The sequence below is a fragment of the Desulfomicrobium salsuginis genome (assembly GCF_054657795.1).
In genome coordinates, this window is record NZ_BAAHYA010000001.1 from 1,078,523 (window position 1) to 1,094,962 (window position 16,440).

Below are 16,440 nucleotides of genomic sequence, written 5' to 3' on the forward strand. Positions count from 1 at the left end.
TCTCACCTCCCTGAGCCCAAAACTTCTTGAAGCACAACGTCAATTCGGCTTGCAAAAATTTTCCAGTTACGCTCAAGTGAAAAACGTTCATCAAAAACAGGCGCACGCTTGGGGGAATCCACCACGTTTACCATGGCCAGGCTTAAAGCTTCCACATCCTGAATAGCGCAGTAAACCTCCGGATAATCACCAGCAACTTCTCTGTTCGTCGACATATCGGAACAAAGAAGCGGAAGCCCCGCGTGCATGGCCTCAACAAGACTGCGGCCAAACCCTTCATATCTGGACATGCACACAGCCGCAGCGCAGCGTTCACTCACAAGCCACCGCATCTCAGCGTCGGAAACAACTCCGGTAGGAAAAACATGTTCTTCCAATTCGAGCATATCAATCATCTGCCATAGCTCTCCAGCATATCGCGCATTACCTGTCAAAACAAGGCCGATGTCTTCGCGCTTATCAACTGCAAGCCGCAACGCTTTTAGAACGATATCTATATTTTTTGTACCGCTAAAACCACCGCTGGATAACAGAAGATTTGCAGGTGCATTTTTAAGAAGAAACTGTAGCCTGGAGCCATACGACGACTCCTGCTGAGCGAGATCACCCTCGTCATCCCACGCGTTGTATACAACTGCGACAGCATCCTCCTTTAAACCGGGAACATTGAGCAGCAGTCGTTTCTTACTTGCTTCTGATACGGTCAAAACGGAATATGCAAGATGCGCGTTCCAAGCCAATAAAACCTTGTGTGTCCAGCGATCGTAGCTAGAAAAAAACTGGGGAACATCCCAAAAGCATGTATCGTGCACAGTAATGATACTTTTCTGCTTGTACCGCATGGGTATAAAAAAAGCATAGTAAGGACTCAACAAAAAGTCAGCTTTCACCTGATGTAGCTTGATGGATAGCTCCCAGATTTTGCGCAACGAACGCCCTTTGCCGCAAAACAAGGGCTTTGTATCACAATAAAAAGCTATGCAAACGTTGGAGAATTGACTCCACTCGTCCAAATCAACGATTTCTGGCGCAACAAGATAAAAGCGATATTGAGGATACGCTCGTAGCATCTGCAACAGGTAAGGGCGAAAAAATGAGGCCAAACCACCGTGAGAATAGGCAAATACCGAGCAGTCTACAGCTATAACAACTGAATTGCGTAAATGCTCAGCCACGCCTTGCCCCCCTCCAGCTGGTGCGAATTGCATCATAAGTCGTTGGAAATCGTCCTTTCACAAGTTTCATCAACTGGCTTGTAGCCAGCCTGTGACGCATTTTGACAAAAAAGCGCCGAGCCTGCGCAGCATTTTGCCTTCTCGTCAACAGCTGCTCATAATAGATGGATTGCCGGGCATAGAACCAAAAGTATTCCTCGTATGGAACGCTATCCACTTCTATCCACGGTTTTTTCCATGCATAGTGGATAAGGCAGACTTTTTTTGCCGACAGCGCTCGATCTGCAAGCACATCGTCAGGGTACTCAAGCTTTGGGTTAAGCGCCTGAAAAAAATTCCACTGGAGGGAAATTTTCTGAACGTCTCCATCAAAAACGATATTGAGGATATCCTGATCAGGAAAAATAAATGGCTTTGTGCGCAGCAATGCCATAGTCTTATCGACAATATTGGATTGACGCATTTTTTCCAAATCAAAAACCAGGACACCGGAATTAAAATATGCAGCCCTGGCCTTATCGCTGAGGTTGAGATGTTTATCCCAGTATGTGCCTATATTCCCATAGGAACCAAGGTAATCCTCCGTTACCTTAGGATTATTATAGTACGCCTGCATGGTGATGTCTGGGATCGCTGCTGCAAAACCGTACTTCAACGCGTCATAAAGCTTTGCAACATCATCCAGCAACACAGTATCCGCATCCAAGTATACGGCCCTTGTGTACTCCGGTAAAAGATCAGGCATAATCAGACGAAAAAAAGCAGGCTTCTTAAAGCCAACCTTGTCCAAAAAAGGTACGGGATAATTTGTCATATCGACTGAGCGCAAGGAAACATGATCATAAGACCATACCTGTGTCTGAAACGCATGCATCGCATCAGCAGATACATTCTCTGTCAGCAGAATAAGGTCATAAAATCTGTCAGGCTTACTATGCGCAAGCAACGACGCTAGGAAAACGCTGTAAACCGGCACAAAATTAGCGTCTATGGCCGAAACAACGGGCACAACGCCGAGCTCTGACCGAAACGCCGCCAAAGGACTGACTGTAGTCCCCTCACGCATTAATCACCTCGTTACCCAGAGATGCTCCATGCAAATTCATATATTCAGTATACTGCGGCAGCACCTCGTGCGGCCTACCTATGGCACGAATTCTGCCATTATCCATCCAGATTATTGAGTCGCAATCAGCTACGGTTGTCAGGCGGTGCGCAATTATCAACAACGTCATTTCATTACGGAGCGATAACACAGTGTTGTGAATGGCAATTTCATTACGCTGGTCCAGTGCGCTGGTAGCCTCATCAAAAATGAGCAGCTTGGGTTTGGAATATAACGCCCGGGCGATAGCCACTCGCTGGGCCTGCCCACCAGATAGGCACCCGCCTCGTTCACCTATGGGAGTATCGATTCCGTCTTCCAGCTGATCGACAAAGTCAAGCACCGCAAGCTTACAGCATTCCAGCACACGCTCACGGTCAATTTCCTTCCCCCAATCAGCCAGGGCAATATTGGCCGCCAATGAATCATTAAAAAAGAACGGAGACTGGGGCACATACCCAACGGAACGCATCCAGATAGGGTGAATCTCCTCGATCAGAGGCGCGTCGTCGAGCAAAATTCCACCCTTGTCCGGGCGCAGCAACCCTGTGAGCAACGAGACCAAGGTGCTTTTACCCGCACCTGAAAGCCCGACAATCCCCACCATCGTTCCTTTTGGGATTGCAAAGCTGATATCAGCGACGGCGGGCGCTTCCGCGCCGGGATACGTATACTCAAGTTCATTAATTAAAATAACTTTTGAAAAACTTGGCCCCAAGCCCTCTTCTGGCTCTCTATATGACAGCTTAAACCGCTCTTCCTGTTCATAGATTTGCAGAAGAATTCGGACATGCGGATAAAATGATCTGATAGACAAACTTGCTTCCGTTGTTTTATTGATAGCCGGCAGAATACGCCATGCTACGCCAACCAAAAAACTCATTATAGCTATGGTTTTTTCCATGCTCATCTGCTGAACATACAAAAGAACAATCAAAAGTAACGTCAGCGCAAGAAATGCGAAAAATTCCATAAGCAAAAAAGGGATGCGCGAAAAGGCAGTTTTAGTAGCGACTTGGCTACTCAATAAAACAGACTGCTCGCGAATATGACCATAAACCCGCGTCTCCAGGTTGTTTAACTTGGTTTCCCGTAAGCCGTGCAGAGCAAAATATGCGCTCCTGCCGAACTTTTGCTGTTGCTGGACAATTTTATTATTGAGCTCGTCCAGATATTTTTTGGAGATTTGATGGATCAGCAAGCCTCCCCCGCCACCCACAAGCAAAAAAATACCTGAAAGCACAGGGGAAATAATAATCACACCAACTGCAAGTATAATCACAGTACTACATCCAGCTATGAACGAGCTTACGAACAGCATCATCTGACCAACTTGAAACGCAGTACTAATAGAAAATTGCAAATCTGCGCTACTATTGCGCACAATCCAGTTCCATGGAGCATAAAGATAAAATCTAAAAATTTTTAAAATGAAATTACGAGAGATAGATTCGCATAGTTGGCACCCAAAATAAGCTTGATATAGCGTAAGTGCATTTTTTAATGCGATGACAGCACAAAGCATCGCAATTAAACACACAGACAGCATGCGCTGATCAAGTAAAAAATTAAAACCCAATGAGCTAATTATAAACTGCCCAAAAAAGTTATTATAGATTTTCTCAGGAGCACTAAAAGCCAGCGCAAGGAGAGCAATAGCTGAAGCGACAAATAATTCAGCCAAGGCGGGCAACAGTGATAACAAGACCAGAACATAAAGCCTTACCCGCTCGCGTCTGTCGATGTAACAGCCAAGCTGTTGTAGTTCAGAAAACCATTTTGAAGATTTTTGCGCTTTCATTTTAAGATGCCACTGCAAGAGTTTGTCAATTGCGCCACCACTGACACGAATCTTTCTGCGACTTGCTGCCACGAAAACAACTCAGCTCTTGCGCGGTTTGCCATGACATCCCTTGCCTTCAAAGCATTATTGAGTTGCTCAGCATAAGCTTTGGCATCGTAAACATCGGCATAATACCCTCTGTCGCCAAGAACAAAGCGCTGCGCAAGAGAATCATGAGCAACCACATTCAAACCCGTGGCGAGAGCCTCCAGAAAAACTATGCCGAAGGTTTCTTCAGGCGAGGGAAGACTGAAAATTGTTGCGTCCTTGTAGAGCGCCGGCATTTCATTCCAGGGGCGTGAGACAAACTCAACCCAGTGCGTTTGACAAGTGGGATGCTTTCGCAACGAGGCTTCCTGAGGACCTTGTCCTGCAAGCACAATACGCACAGAGCGGTCAAGAAGGCCCGCAGCATCCAACAAAAGATCCAATCGCTTAAAATCCGTCAGGGCGGCACAGCAAAGAATGGTGGGAATTGGGGGTTGGCCTGTCTGCACCGTAAATACATCCACATCAACACCATTGGGGATGCAAAAAATTGGCTTATCAGTCAGTAGCGCTGCCCGTTGCGCGTCAACTTCCGTGACGGCAATAAAGGCGTCAGAGAGTAGCAACTCGCTCTCGACAGGCCCTGCTTGCCCCCAACTAATGACCTTCGCGTCTGGAAAATATTTCCGCGCCAGAGCGAATGTCCACTCCCCACCAACCGGGACAACAACGTCAAAAACATGCTTTCGTGGGCGAAGGACAGCAAACCAATACAGACTCGCGCTTTCCAGTGTTGCACCCGGGCGCAGGTTGAACCTTGACAAAACCTTGCGAATCAGCTTTATTTTGTCAAATTTGTCAGTCCACTCTCGTTTCACCACGCTTGAAAAGATCATTTCCACACCGGGAATCACCAACTCGTGCGAGTGAGACAATATTGAGGGCTGCATGTCGTATCGCGACAACTGAACAACTAGCGATCCTACAAAGGTTTCAACACCTCTATGGATGGTTCCGAATCGTGGACAGATAAAAAGAACAGACAGTTTTTTCATGTGTTATAACAAGTACGTCGTGACATTTACCATGATTCAACAACTTTATATTCGAATCTTCCTTTCCATTCAAAGGAATTATTTGAAACATTCTTATATGTTCTCTCAATTCGTTCTCGCACTTCTGCGTCTAATTGCCAAGCGAGCACTCCCCAATGCTTAAATAAAACACTATGCGTCATTCTTATTGGCTTTAATCTAAAAAAAAGTATCCTAAATCCGTGAAAAAGTTACATTGAACATACAGTTTTGAAACATTTTGTACTTGAAATAAATCAATGATACCGGTATATTGAGCCTGCTTTTCCTGAATGATTTTTTGCACCCATTGGGTGCGACAGGAGTTTGCAATGCTCATCACCGATATCAAGCGAAACGAAGGAAACAACATTGGCCATGTCGGTCTGGCTCTGATTAGCGAGATGACCAGGGTTTGCGGTCTGGATACACTGGTCGACCGTCTTGGGCCTGGAAAAGCTCCGCAGATCAAGGAGCGTGAAATTTTCCGCACATTGGCTGGCCTCGTGTGCCAAGGCAAAACGGATTTCGACCATGTTCGTGAGTACTACGGCGACGATTTCTTCGCGACCAGCCTTGGCCTTGGACGCGTTCCTTCCGCCGAGATTTTGCGGCAACGGTTTCAGCGGACCGCCTTGGAAACTGACCTGGATGCCCAGTTGCCCCGCTGCTCGGTCGAGTTGTGGAAGAAGACTGGAATGCAGCCTGAACTTATCGAGATGACCAGGGACGACAACAAGAAAGAGCACTGGGTGCGCCTTGATATCGACGTCAGCATTTTCGATAACGCCGACACCGAGAAGGAAGGTGCCAGCGCGACGTACGACAAGAGATTCGGCTTCGCTCCGATCTTTGCTCATCTTGGTGGCGGCTGGATGGTCAACGGCAAGCTTCGTCCCGGATCGAGCCACTCCAGTTGCGAGGGCACGGATGAGTTTATCCTGGAGAGCCTCGGGTACGCCAAGTCCATGGTGGATGCGAACGTTCTCGTGGTCGCCGACAGCGGATTTGACAGCAAGGAGCGTCTGGAGACTCTGTGCACGCAGTCGCGCACCGGCTTCATCATCAAGCACAATCTGCGCAGGGAGCCGGTGACCGGTTGGCTCGCCACGGCCAAGGAGCATGCGCAGAAAGTAGAGAATTTCGCAACGTCCCGAGAAAAAGGCCGGATCTACCGGGGCTTCGTGATGTGCGAGATCGGAAAGAAGAACATGCCTGTCCGTCAGGTTTTCGAGGTCACGGAAGTGTTGAGCAAGGACGGTGTGTTCATGATGATTCCAGAGGTCCGCGTTTGCGTTTTGTGGACTAACCTGGAATTCGATGCCGATCAGGCTTTGAAGCTGTATCGCAAGCGGGGCACCAGCGAGCAGCACCACGGGGAATTCAAGACCGAGATGGACATGGAACGCCTGCCGTCGGGCAAGTTTGCCGTGAATGCACCCTTTCTGCGTTTGGGCATGCTGGTCTACAACATGCTTCGGGTGGCCTCCGTGGACTTGGTTGTGGCTCGGATGCTGGGGCTGAAAAAAGCCAACCGTCGCAGAACCAAGACGGTCATGCGGAGCATGATGAGCATTTGCGCCCGGATCACCCGCCATGCACGCAAGGTGATCCTGCATGTCTCCTGCCCGGAGCCATGGTTCAGGGTGGTCTCTGACCTGTTTTATCGTCTCAAGACGGCGTAACGAAAGGGCCATTAGGCTGCATTCCTAGGAGTAGTACGTCTGAAAACTGCAAAAAGTCGGTGTCCAGGAACTCTTGAAAGAATAAGAGGTCATCAAAAGTAAATTGAGTGGCCAACGTTTACCCATTTTTTGAAAAAAAGGGCTCAAAATTTAGAGTGGACAGTTTTGACAGCAGATGTCCACGGATTCAGGAAGTATTCCATCTACTTTATCAATAAGCCATCGACAATCTTGATGGCTGAAGACAAGGTCACAGCAACTCCTTGGAGTATCAATAAAACCCCTCTTAGCCACTCGTTGCAACTCCGCACATGCTAGGGCCGGATTTTCTACATGCTCCAGTAGTTGAGAGCAAAACACATAGTCAAATTCGTTATCTGTAAAAGGGAGTGCCTCAACCGTGGCCTGAACAAGCTCCTGATGAGAAAATAGTTTCAACCTGTTGTTATTACGATGCGAACTCTCTTCTGAATCAATATCAACAACTACGTCTGCATGCTTGAGAGAGTTATGCCCCCCACATCCAGCACTCTGTCAGTTTCAAAAATTTTCAACAGCAAGTGGCATGCCTGCCTATCTCTCAGGTCAAAACTTGTTCCAAACTCAATCTCTATCATACCCTCGGACAGTGAGGCATCACAAGAGCACGACGTACCCCTGAGTACGTGCATCATAGCTTATCTTGATGTAACTCTGCAACTTTTCCTCACGCGCCATCTCCGAATACTAAGAAAGGGTCTTGAGCAACATTTTATTAGACATTCTTCTCAAAAAATCTCCTCTCATAGCCACATCTCCACAACACAGCGACATTACGCATTAATTTCCAACACCAGAAAACCAGCATGCAGTTTTTCCAAACTGCTTATCAATAACTATACGATCTCCTACAGCACGAAATAACTTCCCAAACGCCTGTATCCAAGCTGCTCGCTTTATCCGCTGCAAAATCGATAGCTCTATTTTTGCTGATAATAATTTATTAATATCTAACGCATGCGCTTGCAAATCAGAATTGCACTGCTGAACCCGTAAACACAACTCAAATGCATAATCATCATATCCATAGGCCATGCATACAGCCGTAGCGGCATTAAGTTCAGCTACCCCCCAAAAGCATAGCGCAGGCTCAAGAGAATCCAGACTGCGAAAGTAAAGCGCATCGGCAGAAATTAGATTAGACTTATCGCCTCCCAGCGCTACCGAGTTCCGCCCTTTCACATTAAGCCTGTTGCCCAAATCCATCAATTGAAAGCCTTGCTGTCGCATAAAAGATTGGACATCTTCAAACAACGGCTGACCTTCATACAAAGGCAAAAACTCGACTTCGATCTCAAGGCCGAAAGCATTGGCCAAGGATCGCGGGCTTGCACTCAGAATAGACAGCTCTGAGCCTTGCGTATCAACCTTGATAAAGTTGGGGAGCAAACCATCTCCACTCAGCGCGTCATCAAGTGTCGAGCACGCTACCCCAATCTCTTTTACTACCTCCCAGTGGGCTAAATTATAGGCAAGCTGCTTGAGTAATGGAATATTCGGACGCAATATCGAACTATTACTCCAATATCCTGTGACATACAGTGGAACAGTGCCATTTACAGATCCAACGGCAATGTTGTAAAACCGAACATTCTTCGAAGAACACAGACTCCTAAACTCGTCCAAATTGGGCTCAAATCCAACAACAACACGATGAGGAAATGCTTGCCAACGCACATGATCTGGCTGAGCAGCGCCAATATCAATAATGACAATAGGAGAATTATATGGATTTATCATACTATACTCATTCATAATTACTTCATTGCGCAGAGAAAAAAACTAGAGAGAAAACACAAACATATTTCTATCCCAAGCATCACTACAGTTTTCCTTGAGATTCTTATATCTATTACGCAACGTAGCAGTCAGAGTCTTATTAAGAACCCTGCCACGCAATTCAAAAAACGCAATCCATTGATTATCTGTTTTTAAGTTTATATGCCCTGGGATACCGGGAACACGACTAATGTTAACCAATATATCTCGAACATTTGCAAATTTTGATATAAATAAATCTATCTCATCGTCATTCATATGCTCTAATACATCAAAAGATACGACAACATCGAAATCATCTTTATTCAACTTTGAAACAAACTTATCAGGGCACTGTCCATAATGCTTCAGATACAATGCTCTGGCCCCAGGGGAAGGATCATACCCAGTATAGTCCAGACCCCGTTGATTCATCAGATCTATCATTACACCTGGGCCACAGCCAAAGTCTAAAACAGAACGCCATGATGGAACAGCCAGCACTAAATCTGCCAAAATATATTGAAGCTCGCTCCAGTTTGAAAACCAAGCTTCCGTAAAAAAATCCTCATCATATTTCACATCGCGTGCCCTCAAAATGCTTGTTACTCGGCACCGAAATTTTTTAAAAGCGTTCACGACTTTTTCCTTCCCAAAAAGATTGCCATTTTCTTTCGAAATAAGATCGATTTCGCGCCGTCAGAGCATCTCTAGACAAAGAATATCCCATCGCCCGCAAGGGCAAATCGCTACTACTCGCTCCGCTAACGTGATGATGCGTTGCATTCATGCCAGGAATAACCACGCATTTGTACCCATTACTACGAACAGCGAAGGCATAGTCTATTTCTTCCACCAGTGCTGGAGTATAAGCCACATCAAATCCGCCAGAGACGACAAAAACTCTCTGCGGAGTCATAAAAAGCCAACCGCATATCGCATCTGCTTCCTCCACTTGCGCGAGACCAACTGCTGGCCCAGGCTCCTGCCGATACCATAAGGCTCCGGCTGGGCCAACCATCCCTATTGTTGAATCAGACGCCAAAGCCCCTACCATGCACTCAACAGTTCCAGGCCCTATCTCAACATCATCATTGACAAAACAGAGATATTCCCCCTTTGCCAATTGGGCACCCATATTCCAGGAACGCGGGACGCCAACATTCTCACTATTCTGGCATGAACGGACGATATGCGCGGATGCCCTGACAAATTCCATATATTCTCTATTATCAACTTCATTGCACACAACAATAACTTCAAAGGGAACAGTCACATTCGTATGGATATCGCGCAACAATTCCCTAAGTGTATACAAAGGATGAGTTAACCGGGCGAGGCTCTCCGTTTTTTTTCGATACATTGTTGGCACAATAAAACTGACCAATCCAGGAATATAATCTCCCATGTCAGACGGAGTTGAATCGAAAGCAAAGAATCTCGGTTCCGGCATGTCGGTTTTGGTAAATATCGACCTGAGATTATTGGGCGACAACCCTTTGCACAGCCTCTTGCATATATATTTAAGTCCCATTTTTGCCCCCTTGTCACGCGCAAGAAGCTTTACAAGCAACTAAAATATAAAACCAGGGCAGTAATATTACTCGCTACTGATAAAACCTTTTGCCCATCGTGTTCACAAAATCTCGATAAGCATCCCGGAACCCCTCTTCCATAGAGATACTGGGCACCTAGCCCATGGAAAACAAGCGACTGGAATCCATGAGCTTGCGCGGAGTACCGTCGGGCTTGGCGGGATCAATTTCGATGTACCCTTCAAAACCAACGACCCTCGCGACGAGACGCGTCACATCCATGATGGTCCACTCGTTCTGGCTGCCAACATTAATGTGACTGAAATCCGAATAGCTGCCCATGAGAAACAAACATGCTTCTGCCATGTCGTCCACGTGCAGGAACTCACGCAGAGCCGTGCCCGTTCCCCAGATACAAACCCTCGTGGCCTTTGATTCCTTGGCTTCGTGAAACCGCCTGATAAGCGCCGGAATAACATGACTGTTTTCGGGGTGGTAATTGTCACCCGGCCCATACAAATTGGTCGGCATAACGCTTATGGCGTCAAAACCATACTGTTTACGATACGCCTGACACATCTTGATCCCAACAATCTTGGTAATGGCATATCACTCGTTGGTCGGCTCAAGGAACCCGGTCAGCAGATATTCTTCCTTGATCGGTTGCGGGCACAGCTTCGGATAAATGCACGACGACCCCAAAAAAAGGAGCTTCCTGGCCCCGTGCCTGTAAGCAGCGTCGATCACATTGGTTTGGATCTGCAGATTGTCGCGGATGAAATCCGCCGGGTAGGTATCGTTGGCGTGAATGCCTCCGACCTTGGCCGCGGCGAGAAAGACGTATTCCGGCTTCTCGGCCGCGAAAAAATCTTCCACGGCCAGTTGGTTGCGCAAATCAAGCTCTGAACTGGTGCGCTTCAGGATGCTGGCGAAACCGTCCTTTTCCAGTCTTCGGCAAATGGCGCTTCCAACCAGTCCGCGGTGTCCGGCGACGTAGATCTTGCTGTCTTTTTCCATCATGTTCCAAACCACCGGCTACTCGTTGTAATCGAACACCTTGAACCCGTTGTCCCGGCAGACCTTGTCCTTGGCTGCCAAGGACAGATCTTCGACAACCATTTCCCTGACCATCTCCTCAAACGATATCTTCGGCTCCCAGCCCAGCTCGCGCTTGGCCTGCGCAGGGTCGCCCAGCAGGGTCTCCACTTCGGTCGGGCGGAAGTAGCGCGGGTCGACTTCCAAAATCACGTCGCCAACCCGAGGCAGCTTGTCCAAGCGGCACTTCCCGACATGGTGGGAGCGCAGAACGGTTTCATCTATTGCTGATATCACGGCCTTCTCGCTCACCCCTTCTCCGCGCCAATCCAGCCGAACGCCAAGCTCAGAAGCCGCGATGGACACGAACTCCCGTACCGAGAACTGACGGCCTGTGGCGATGACATAATCCCGGGGCGCATCCTGCTGCAGCATAAGCCACTGCATCTCCACGTAATCCTTGGCATGACCCCAGTCACGCTTGGCGTTCATGTTGCCGAGGAACACCTTGTCCTGCAGGCCGAGCACGATCCTGGCCAGGGCGCGCGTGATCTTGCGCGTGACAAACGTCTCGCCGCGCATCGGGGATTCATGGTTGAACAGGATGCCGTTGCAGCCATAAATGCCGTAGGCTTCCCGGTAATTGACCGTGATCCAGTATGCATACAGCTTGGCGCAGGCGTAGGGGGAGCGAGGATAAAATGGCGTCTTTTCGGTCTGTGGAATTTCCTGCACCAGACCGTACAGCTCGGAGGTGGACGCCTGATAAAAACGGGTCTTCCTGTCCAGCCCCAGAATCCTGATGGCTTCCAGGATGCGCAGCGTGCCCAAGGCATCCGCGTTGGCGGTGTACTCGGGGGAATCGAAGGACACCTTCACATGGCTCTGGGCTGCGAGGTTGTAGATCTCGTCGGGCTGAACTTCCTGGACGATCCGAATGAGGTTGGTGGAGTCCGTCAGATCCCCGTAATGGAGAACGAGCTTACGGTTGTCGACATGCGGATCTTCGTAGAGATGATCGATGCGGTCGGTATTGAACAGCGACGCACGGCGTTTGACGCCATGAACCTCGTATCCCTTCTTGATCAAAAATTCGGCCAGATACGCGCCATCCTGACCCGTAATGCCTGTTATCAAAGCTTTTTTCATTCTTTCTTCCACTCAGCTTGTTCGAGATGCCAACCCTTCCGTCTCGGCCTTGGGCATAGCCGTTAAACACGGAAAAGCGATTGCGTCAAACCTTCACTCGCATGTATGACGCAGCTTTTTGGCTTAAGGAACTGAGTGGGGATGTAATACGAAATTACGCTATATGCCCAATATCACGAGATCTAATCAGCCGGCACATTGCTCATAGGCGAATATTCAGGCACCAAATCCTCAAGCCCCCGCTTCACTCCACCAATCTCAAAATGCCTCGCGGCCTCCAGCAGGGCTCCCATCTTTGCGCCGTCCTCAACGTGAGCCCTGTCGGATCGAAGCACCATGATCTTCTCATGCCCCGTCTCAAGCACATCCTCGCCCGCCGTGATCAGCTCCTCAAAAAGCTTCTCCCCAGGCCGAAGCCCCGTGAACCTGATCTCGATCTCCGCCGGATCCTTGCCTGAAAGAACAATCAAATCCCTGGCCAAATCTGCGATGCGTACGGGCTTACCCATCTTCAGCACGAAAATTTCCCCGCCCCGGCCCAGGGCTCCGGCCTGGACGATGAGCTGGGCCGCTTCCGGGATGGTCATGAAGTAGCGGGTCACTTCCGGGTGGGTGACCGTGACCGGACCGCCACGCTCGATCTGGTCGCGAAAAAGAGGGATGACCGAGCCCGACGAGCCCAGCACGTTGCCGAAGCGCACGGCCATAAACAATGTTCCACCGCCTGTGAAGCCCTGCATCATCAATTCGGCCACCCGCTTGGACGCCCCCATCACGTTGGTCGGCCGCACGGCCTTGTCCGTGGACACGAGCACGAAACGCTCCACCCCGTGCCGGACCGAAGCCTCCATGACGGTGCGCGAGCCGACGATGTTGTTCGTCACGGCCTGCCAGGGGTTGAGTTCCAGCATGGGCACGTGCTTGTAGGCAGCGGCGTGGAAGACCACCTGCGGCCTGTGCTTGCGGAACACGGTCTCAACCAGGGCCTCGTCCTGCACCTGCCCGAGGATGGGCACGTAGTTCGTGAAGCCCCGCTGGTGCACGAGTTCCATTTCAATGGAATACAGGTTCTCTTCCCCGGCATCGAAGAGCACGAGCTTGCGGGGCCCGAAGCGGATGATCTGACGGCACAACTCGGACCCGATGGAGCCGCCGGCACCCGTCACCAGTACCACCTTGTCCGCAAGGTAGCCCTTGATGCCCGCCTCGTCGAGGTGCACCTCCTCGCGGCCCAGCAGGTCCTCGTAGCGCACGTCGCGCAGGGCCTTGACCGAGACCTTGCCGCTGGCGATATCCGACAACGCAGGCAACTTCTTGATGCGGATCTGCGCGGATTCGCAGGCGTCCATGACCCGCCGCAGGTGCTCCCCGCTCTGGGCGGCGCTGACCAGCACCTCCTCCGCCCGGCTCATGCCGATCACACGGGCCAGTTCCTCCAGGGGGCCGAACACGGGCAGGCCGTGGATGCGGCGGCCGATGCGCGTGGGGTCGCTGTCCACAAATCCGACCAGGCGCAGGCCGGAATCCCGGGCCTCCAGAATCTCCTTGGCAATCCTCGCCCCCACGTCATCTGCCCCGACGATCAAGGCGCGCACGCCGGACGCCGGGGTGCACAGCATCCCCGGCAGCAGCGCGGAGAACACGTCCCCCGGACGGAAGGAAAATTCGTACACCGAGCGGATGAACACCCGCGCCCCGCAGGCGAAAACGAACGCCAGCAGCGGATCGAGGATGAAGACCGAGCGCGGGTAGCCCTGGAAGTGGGACGCGAAGACGACATAGAGGATCAGCGCCACCTCGGCCATGAACACGGCCCGCGCGATGCGCCACAGGTCCGACAGGCCGGTGTAGCGCCACATGCCGCGATACAGGCCGGTCAGGAGAAAAAAACCGAGTTTGAAGGCCACGGCCAGAGGCAGGAGGCGCAGCATCTGGCGGAAGAAATCCGGGGGGATGTCGAATTCGAAGCGCAGCAGGAAGGAAAGCATGAGCGCGAGCGCAAAGAGGCCCGATTCGCCGACGAGCATGAGGTAGAGGTTCTTGTTCCTCAACATGGCCGTAGAAAAAGGAGGAAACTCCATCATGCCTCACTCCGCCCCTGATGGAAACGGCGCTTCATGGTCCAATGCACCGCCGCCCACACACCGAGGAGAACAATATCCAGTGCCAGCACAGCCCAAAGCCCCTGCCGACCGGCCCCGACCGCAAGCAGGATCACGACTAGCTGAACCAGGCCGTAGCCCGTACTCACCTTCCAGTGCGCAACTCCGAGCTCGTTTGCCAAAAATTGATACAGGTGGAGGCGATGGGGTTGCATGAGGGACTCACTCCGCCAGATACGCTCCACCATCGTGACTGCCTCGTCGGCATAGAACGGATACAGAAACGAGGCCAGAACAAAAAATTCGGTCCAAGAATGGCTTGAAATGCACACAATCATGGAAAAGAGAAAGCCCAGGAAGATGCTGCCCGCATCACCCATGAAGAGCCTGGCCCGAGGCATGTTGAAGGGCAAAAAGCCGATCACGGCGCCAATGGCCGCGACTATCGGCAAAAGCAGAGGCACGGACGAGTCGTGCATGGCGCCGTAGGCGACGAGGCTACCAAAGGCTGTCATCCCGGTGATCCCGGCGATGCCGTTGATGCCGTCCATGAAGTTGTAGCAATTCGTGGTCGCAACAGCGAAAAGCACAGCAGGCGGAAACAGGAACCAGCCCCAGGCGGCTTGACCGCTCCACCATGCGCCACCCAGCGCCACCGCCGCCGCCATGAATTGTGCCACCAGGCGCCACTTCGAGGACATCCCGCGCAGGTCGTTGGCAAAGCTCAGCGCTGCCAGGGCGCAAAGCGGCAACCAGAGATGCATCGGCGCGTCCAGGGCGACGGCAGCCGCGGCGAAAGCCAGCACGATGCCAACGCCGCCGCCCTTGGGCGTGGGGCGGACGTGGGAACTGCGCTCTCCGGGCATGTCCAGAAACCCGCCGTGTACAAGCAGCCGTGGGACAATAATACAGCACGGAACGCTCACCAACGCGCCGGCAAGCAGAGACAGGAGAATATCCATCAAGCCCGCTCCGATCCTGTCGAGACCATCTCACGAATCCCCTGCCGCAGACCCCGCGACGGCGCAAAGCCCAGCTCCCGGCAAATCTTCGCATTGGAATACCTGGCGCTCCCGGCCAGCTTGTCGAGGGCGTCCGAGGTCAGCGGCGAGTGCAGCCCCAATCTTCCGGCAAGATCGCCAAGAGATGCCGCGGCCTGCAGCAAGCCGAAGGGAAGCCGTACGCCGGGACGTTTCCCAAGGGCTTCGAAGATCCACCCGACAATGTCGTTCGTGGCATACTCCAGGCCGTCGGTCAGGATATACGTCTGGCCGCAGGCGGCCGGATGACCCGCAGCCAGCAGGCAGGCCTGGACCACATCTACGACGTGGATCATGGAACGGGCGTTGGGGGGGAAGGCGATGGCCGGAAAAAGGCCCTTACGGACGGCGCGGATCATGAGGTCCAAGTTGCCCTTGCTCCCCGCGCCGTAAACCAGCGTCGGCCGCAGGACCACGGGGCAGGACACGGGCAGTTCCTCCAGGACGATGCGCTCGGCCGCGAGCTTGGTGACGCCGTAAGGCGTCTGCGGGTCACACGGCGTGGTTTCGTCCCAGACGTCCGCCCCGCCCTCGCCCATGGCCTTGACGGAACTGAGCAGCACGCAGCAACGCACCCCGGCCTGCCTGGCGGCAACCATGAGGGAACGCGTGCCGTGCACATGGACGGTCTCGTACGCGCTGACTTCCGCAGCTGTACGGGCACGTGTGTGGGCCTTGCCCGCCAAGTGGAAGATCGTGTCGATGCCTTCGAGATGGCAAGAGTCGAGGCTATCACGTCCCAGTTCCGCCCTCACCACCGCACCCCAGGGGCCGACTCCAGGACTCCGGAGCACGGCAGTGACCTCGCAGCCCAAAGTCGACAGCTCCCGACATAACAGGCGCCCGATGAATCCCGAGGCACCGGTGACCAGCGCCCGCATGGGGAATGAAGCGTTCATCCGGACACCTCCGC

12 protein-coding genes and 2 pseudogenes are annotated in these 16,440 nt (G+C 51.7%); 1 reads left to right on the plus strand and 13 read right to left on the minus strand.

Features of this window, described 5'->3' with window-relative positions; translation table 11 throughout:
- Positions 1–2: 2 nt before the first annotated feature.
- From ACYQ3G_RS04865 to ACYQ3G_RS04880, 4 genes are read right to left on the minus strand one after another with little or no spacing between them, the layout of a single operon-like run.
- Positions 3–1,175 carry a glycosyltransferase family 4 protein gene (locus tag ACYQ3G_RS04865; protein ID WP_459823009.1) on the minus strand — a complete coding sequence of 391 codons (1,173 nt, stop codon included), beginning with the start codon at positions 1,173–1,175 and terminating at the stop codon, positions 3–5.
- The gene (locus ACYQ3G_RS04870) at positions 1,168–2,241 is read right to left on the minus strand and encodes a glycosyltransferase family 8 protein (protein WP_459823012.1); all 1,074 of its coding nucleotides are present in this window, start codon (positions 2,239–2,241) and stop codon (positions 1,168–1,170) included. The genes ACYQ3G_RS04865 and ACYQ3G_RS04870 overlap by 8 nt, the downstream gene beginning before the upstream one ends.
- A complete protein-coding gene (locus tag ACYQ3G_RS04875) occupies positions 2,234–4,153 on the minus strand; it encodes an ABC transporter ATP-binding protein (RefSeq protein ID WP_459823014.1) in 1,920 nt (639 codons plus the stop codon). Before ACYQ3G_RS04875 ends, ACYQ3G_RS04870 begins: the two co-directional genes overlap by 8 nt.
- On the minus strand, positions 4,078–5,166 hold the full coding sequence (locus ACYQ3G_RS04880; RefSeq protein ID WP_459823016.1) for a glycosyltransferase family 4 protein: 1,089 nt from the start codon (positions 5,164–5,166) through the stop codon (positions 4,078–4,080). Before ACYQ3G_RS04880 ends, ACYQ3G_RS04875 begins: the two co-directional genes overlap by 76 nt.
- A gap of 350 nt (positions 5,167–5,516) precedes the next feature.
- On the opposite strand from ACYQ3G_RS04880, the gene ACYQ3G_RS04885 reads away from it, so the two are divergent.
- Positions 5,517–6,869, plus strand: a complete 1,353-nt coding sequence (locus tag ACYQ3G_RS04885) for an IS1380 family transposase (protein ID WP_459823019.1) — start codon at positions 5,517–5,519, stop codon at positions 6,867–6,869.
- 150 nt (positions 6,870–7,019) lie between these two features.
- On the opposite strand, the pseudogene ACYQ3G_RS04890 reads toward ACYQ3G_RS04885, so the two are convergent.
- The 9 genes and pseudogenes from ACYQ3G_RS04890 to ACYQ3G_RS04930 form a co-directional block, all read right to left on the minus strand.
- Positions 7,020–7,385, minus strand: a pseudogene (locus ACYQ3G_RS04890) (class I SAM-dependent methyltransferase); the annotation flags it as partial.
- 303 nt (positions 7,386–7,688) lie between these two features.
- Positions 7,689–8,648, minus strand: coding sequence for an FkbM family methyltransferase (locus ACYQ3G_RS04895; RefSeq protein ID WP_459823022.1), 960 nt, complete (start codon positions 8,646–8,648; stop codon positions 7,689–7,691).
- Positions 8,649–8,690: 42 nt separating this feature from the next.
- Positions 8,691–9,305 (minus strand): class I SAM-dependent methyltransferase, encoded by a 615-nt coding sequence (locus ACYQ3G_RS04900; protein ID WP_459823026.1) that lies wholly within the window; start codon positions 9,303–9,305, stop codon positions 8,691–8,693.
- Positions 9,292–10,200 (minus strand): glycosyltransferase family 2 protein, encoded by a 909-nt coding sequence (locus ACYQ3G_RS04905; protein WP_459823029.1) that lies wholly within the window; start codon positions 10,198–10,200, stop codon positions 9,292–9,294. Before ACYQ3G_RS04905 ends, ACYQ3G_RS04900 begins: the two co-directional genes overlap by 14 nt.
- Before the next feature lie 73 nt (positions 10,201–10,273).
- Positions 10,274–11,218 (minus strand): annotated as a pseudogene (locus ACYQ3G_RS04910) (GDP-L-fucose synthase family protein).
- 18 nt (positions 11,219–11,236) lie between these two features.
- Positions 11,237–12,385, minus strand: coding sequence for a GDP-mannose 4,6-dehydratase (gmd, locus tag ACYQ3G_RS04915; RefSeq protein WP_459823031.1), 1,149 nt, complete (start codon positions 12,383–12,385; stop codon positions 11,237–11,239).
- Between the two features lie 182 nt (positions 12,386–12,567).
- A complete protein-coding gene (locus ACYQ3G_RS04920; protein ID WP_459823034.1) occupies positions 12,568–14,469 on the minus strand; it encodes a polysaccharide biosynthesis protein in 1,902 nt (633 codons plus the stop codon).
- The gene (locus ACYQ3G_RS04925) at positions 14,466–15,449 is read right to left on the minus strand and encodes an MraY family glycosyltransferase (RefSeq protein WP_459823038.1); all 984 of its coding nucleotides are present in this window, start codon (positions 15,447–15,449) and stop codon (positions 14,466–14,468) included. Before ACYQ3G_RS04925 ends, ACYQ3G_RS04920 begins: the two co-directional genes overlap by 4 nt.
- On the minus strand, positions 15,449–16,426 hold the full coding sequence (locus ACYQ3G_RS04930) for an NAD-dependent epimerase/dehydratase family protein (protein ID WP_459823041.1): 978 nt from the start codon (positions 16,424–16,426) through the stop codon (positions 15,449–15,451). The genes ACYQ3G_RS04925 and ACYQ3G_RS04930 overlap by 1 nt, the downstream gene beginning before the upstream one ends.
- Positions 16,427–16,440: the final 14 nt, after the last annotated feature.

What these genes read in the sequence shown, in the direction of transcription:
- ACYQ3G_RS04895 (WP_459823022.1), bottom strand. Translation starts at nt 8,648, where the DNA reads ATGATAAATCCATATAATTCTCCTATTGTCATTATTGATATTGGCGCT.
- ACYQ3G_RS04905 (WP_459823029.1), bottom strand. Translation starts at nt 10,200, where the DNA reads ATGGGACTTAAATATATATGCAAGAGGCTGTGCAAAGGGTTGTCGCCC.
- ACYQ3G_RS04920 (WP_459823034.1), bottom strand. Translation starts at nt 14,469, where the DNA reads ATGATGGAGTTTCCTCCTTTTTCTACGGCCATGTTGAGGAACAAGAAC.
- gmd (WP_459823031.1), bottom strand. Translation starts at nt 12,385, where the DNA reads ATGAAAAAAGCTTTGATAACAGGCATTACGGGTCAGGATGGCGCGTAT.
- ACYQ3G_RS04885 (WP_459823019.1), top strand. Translation starts at nt 5,517, where the DNA reads ATGCTCATCACCGATATCAAGCGAAACGAAGGAAACAACATTGGCCAT.
- ACYQ3G_RS04925 (WP_459823038.1), bottom strand. Translation starts at nt 15,449, where the DNA reads ATGGATATTCTCCTGTCTCTGCTTGCCGGCGCGTTGGTGAGCGTTCCG.
- ACYQ3G_RS04870 (WP_459823012.1), bottom strand. Translation starts at nt 2,241, where the DNA reads ATGCGTGAGGGGACTACAGTCAGTCCTTTGGCGGCGTTTCGGTCAGAG.
- ACYQ3G_RS04930 (WP_459823041.1), bottom strand. Translation starts at nt 16,426, where the DNA reads ATGAACGCTTCATTCCCCATGCGGGCGCTGGTCACCGGTGCCTCGGGA.
- ACYQ3G_RS04880 (WP_459823016.1), bottom strand. Translation starts at nt 5,166, where the DNA reads ATGAAAAAACTGTCTGTTCTTTTTATCTGTCCACGATTCGGAACCATC.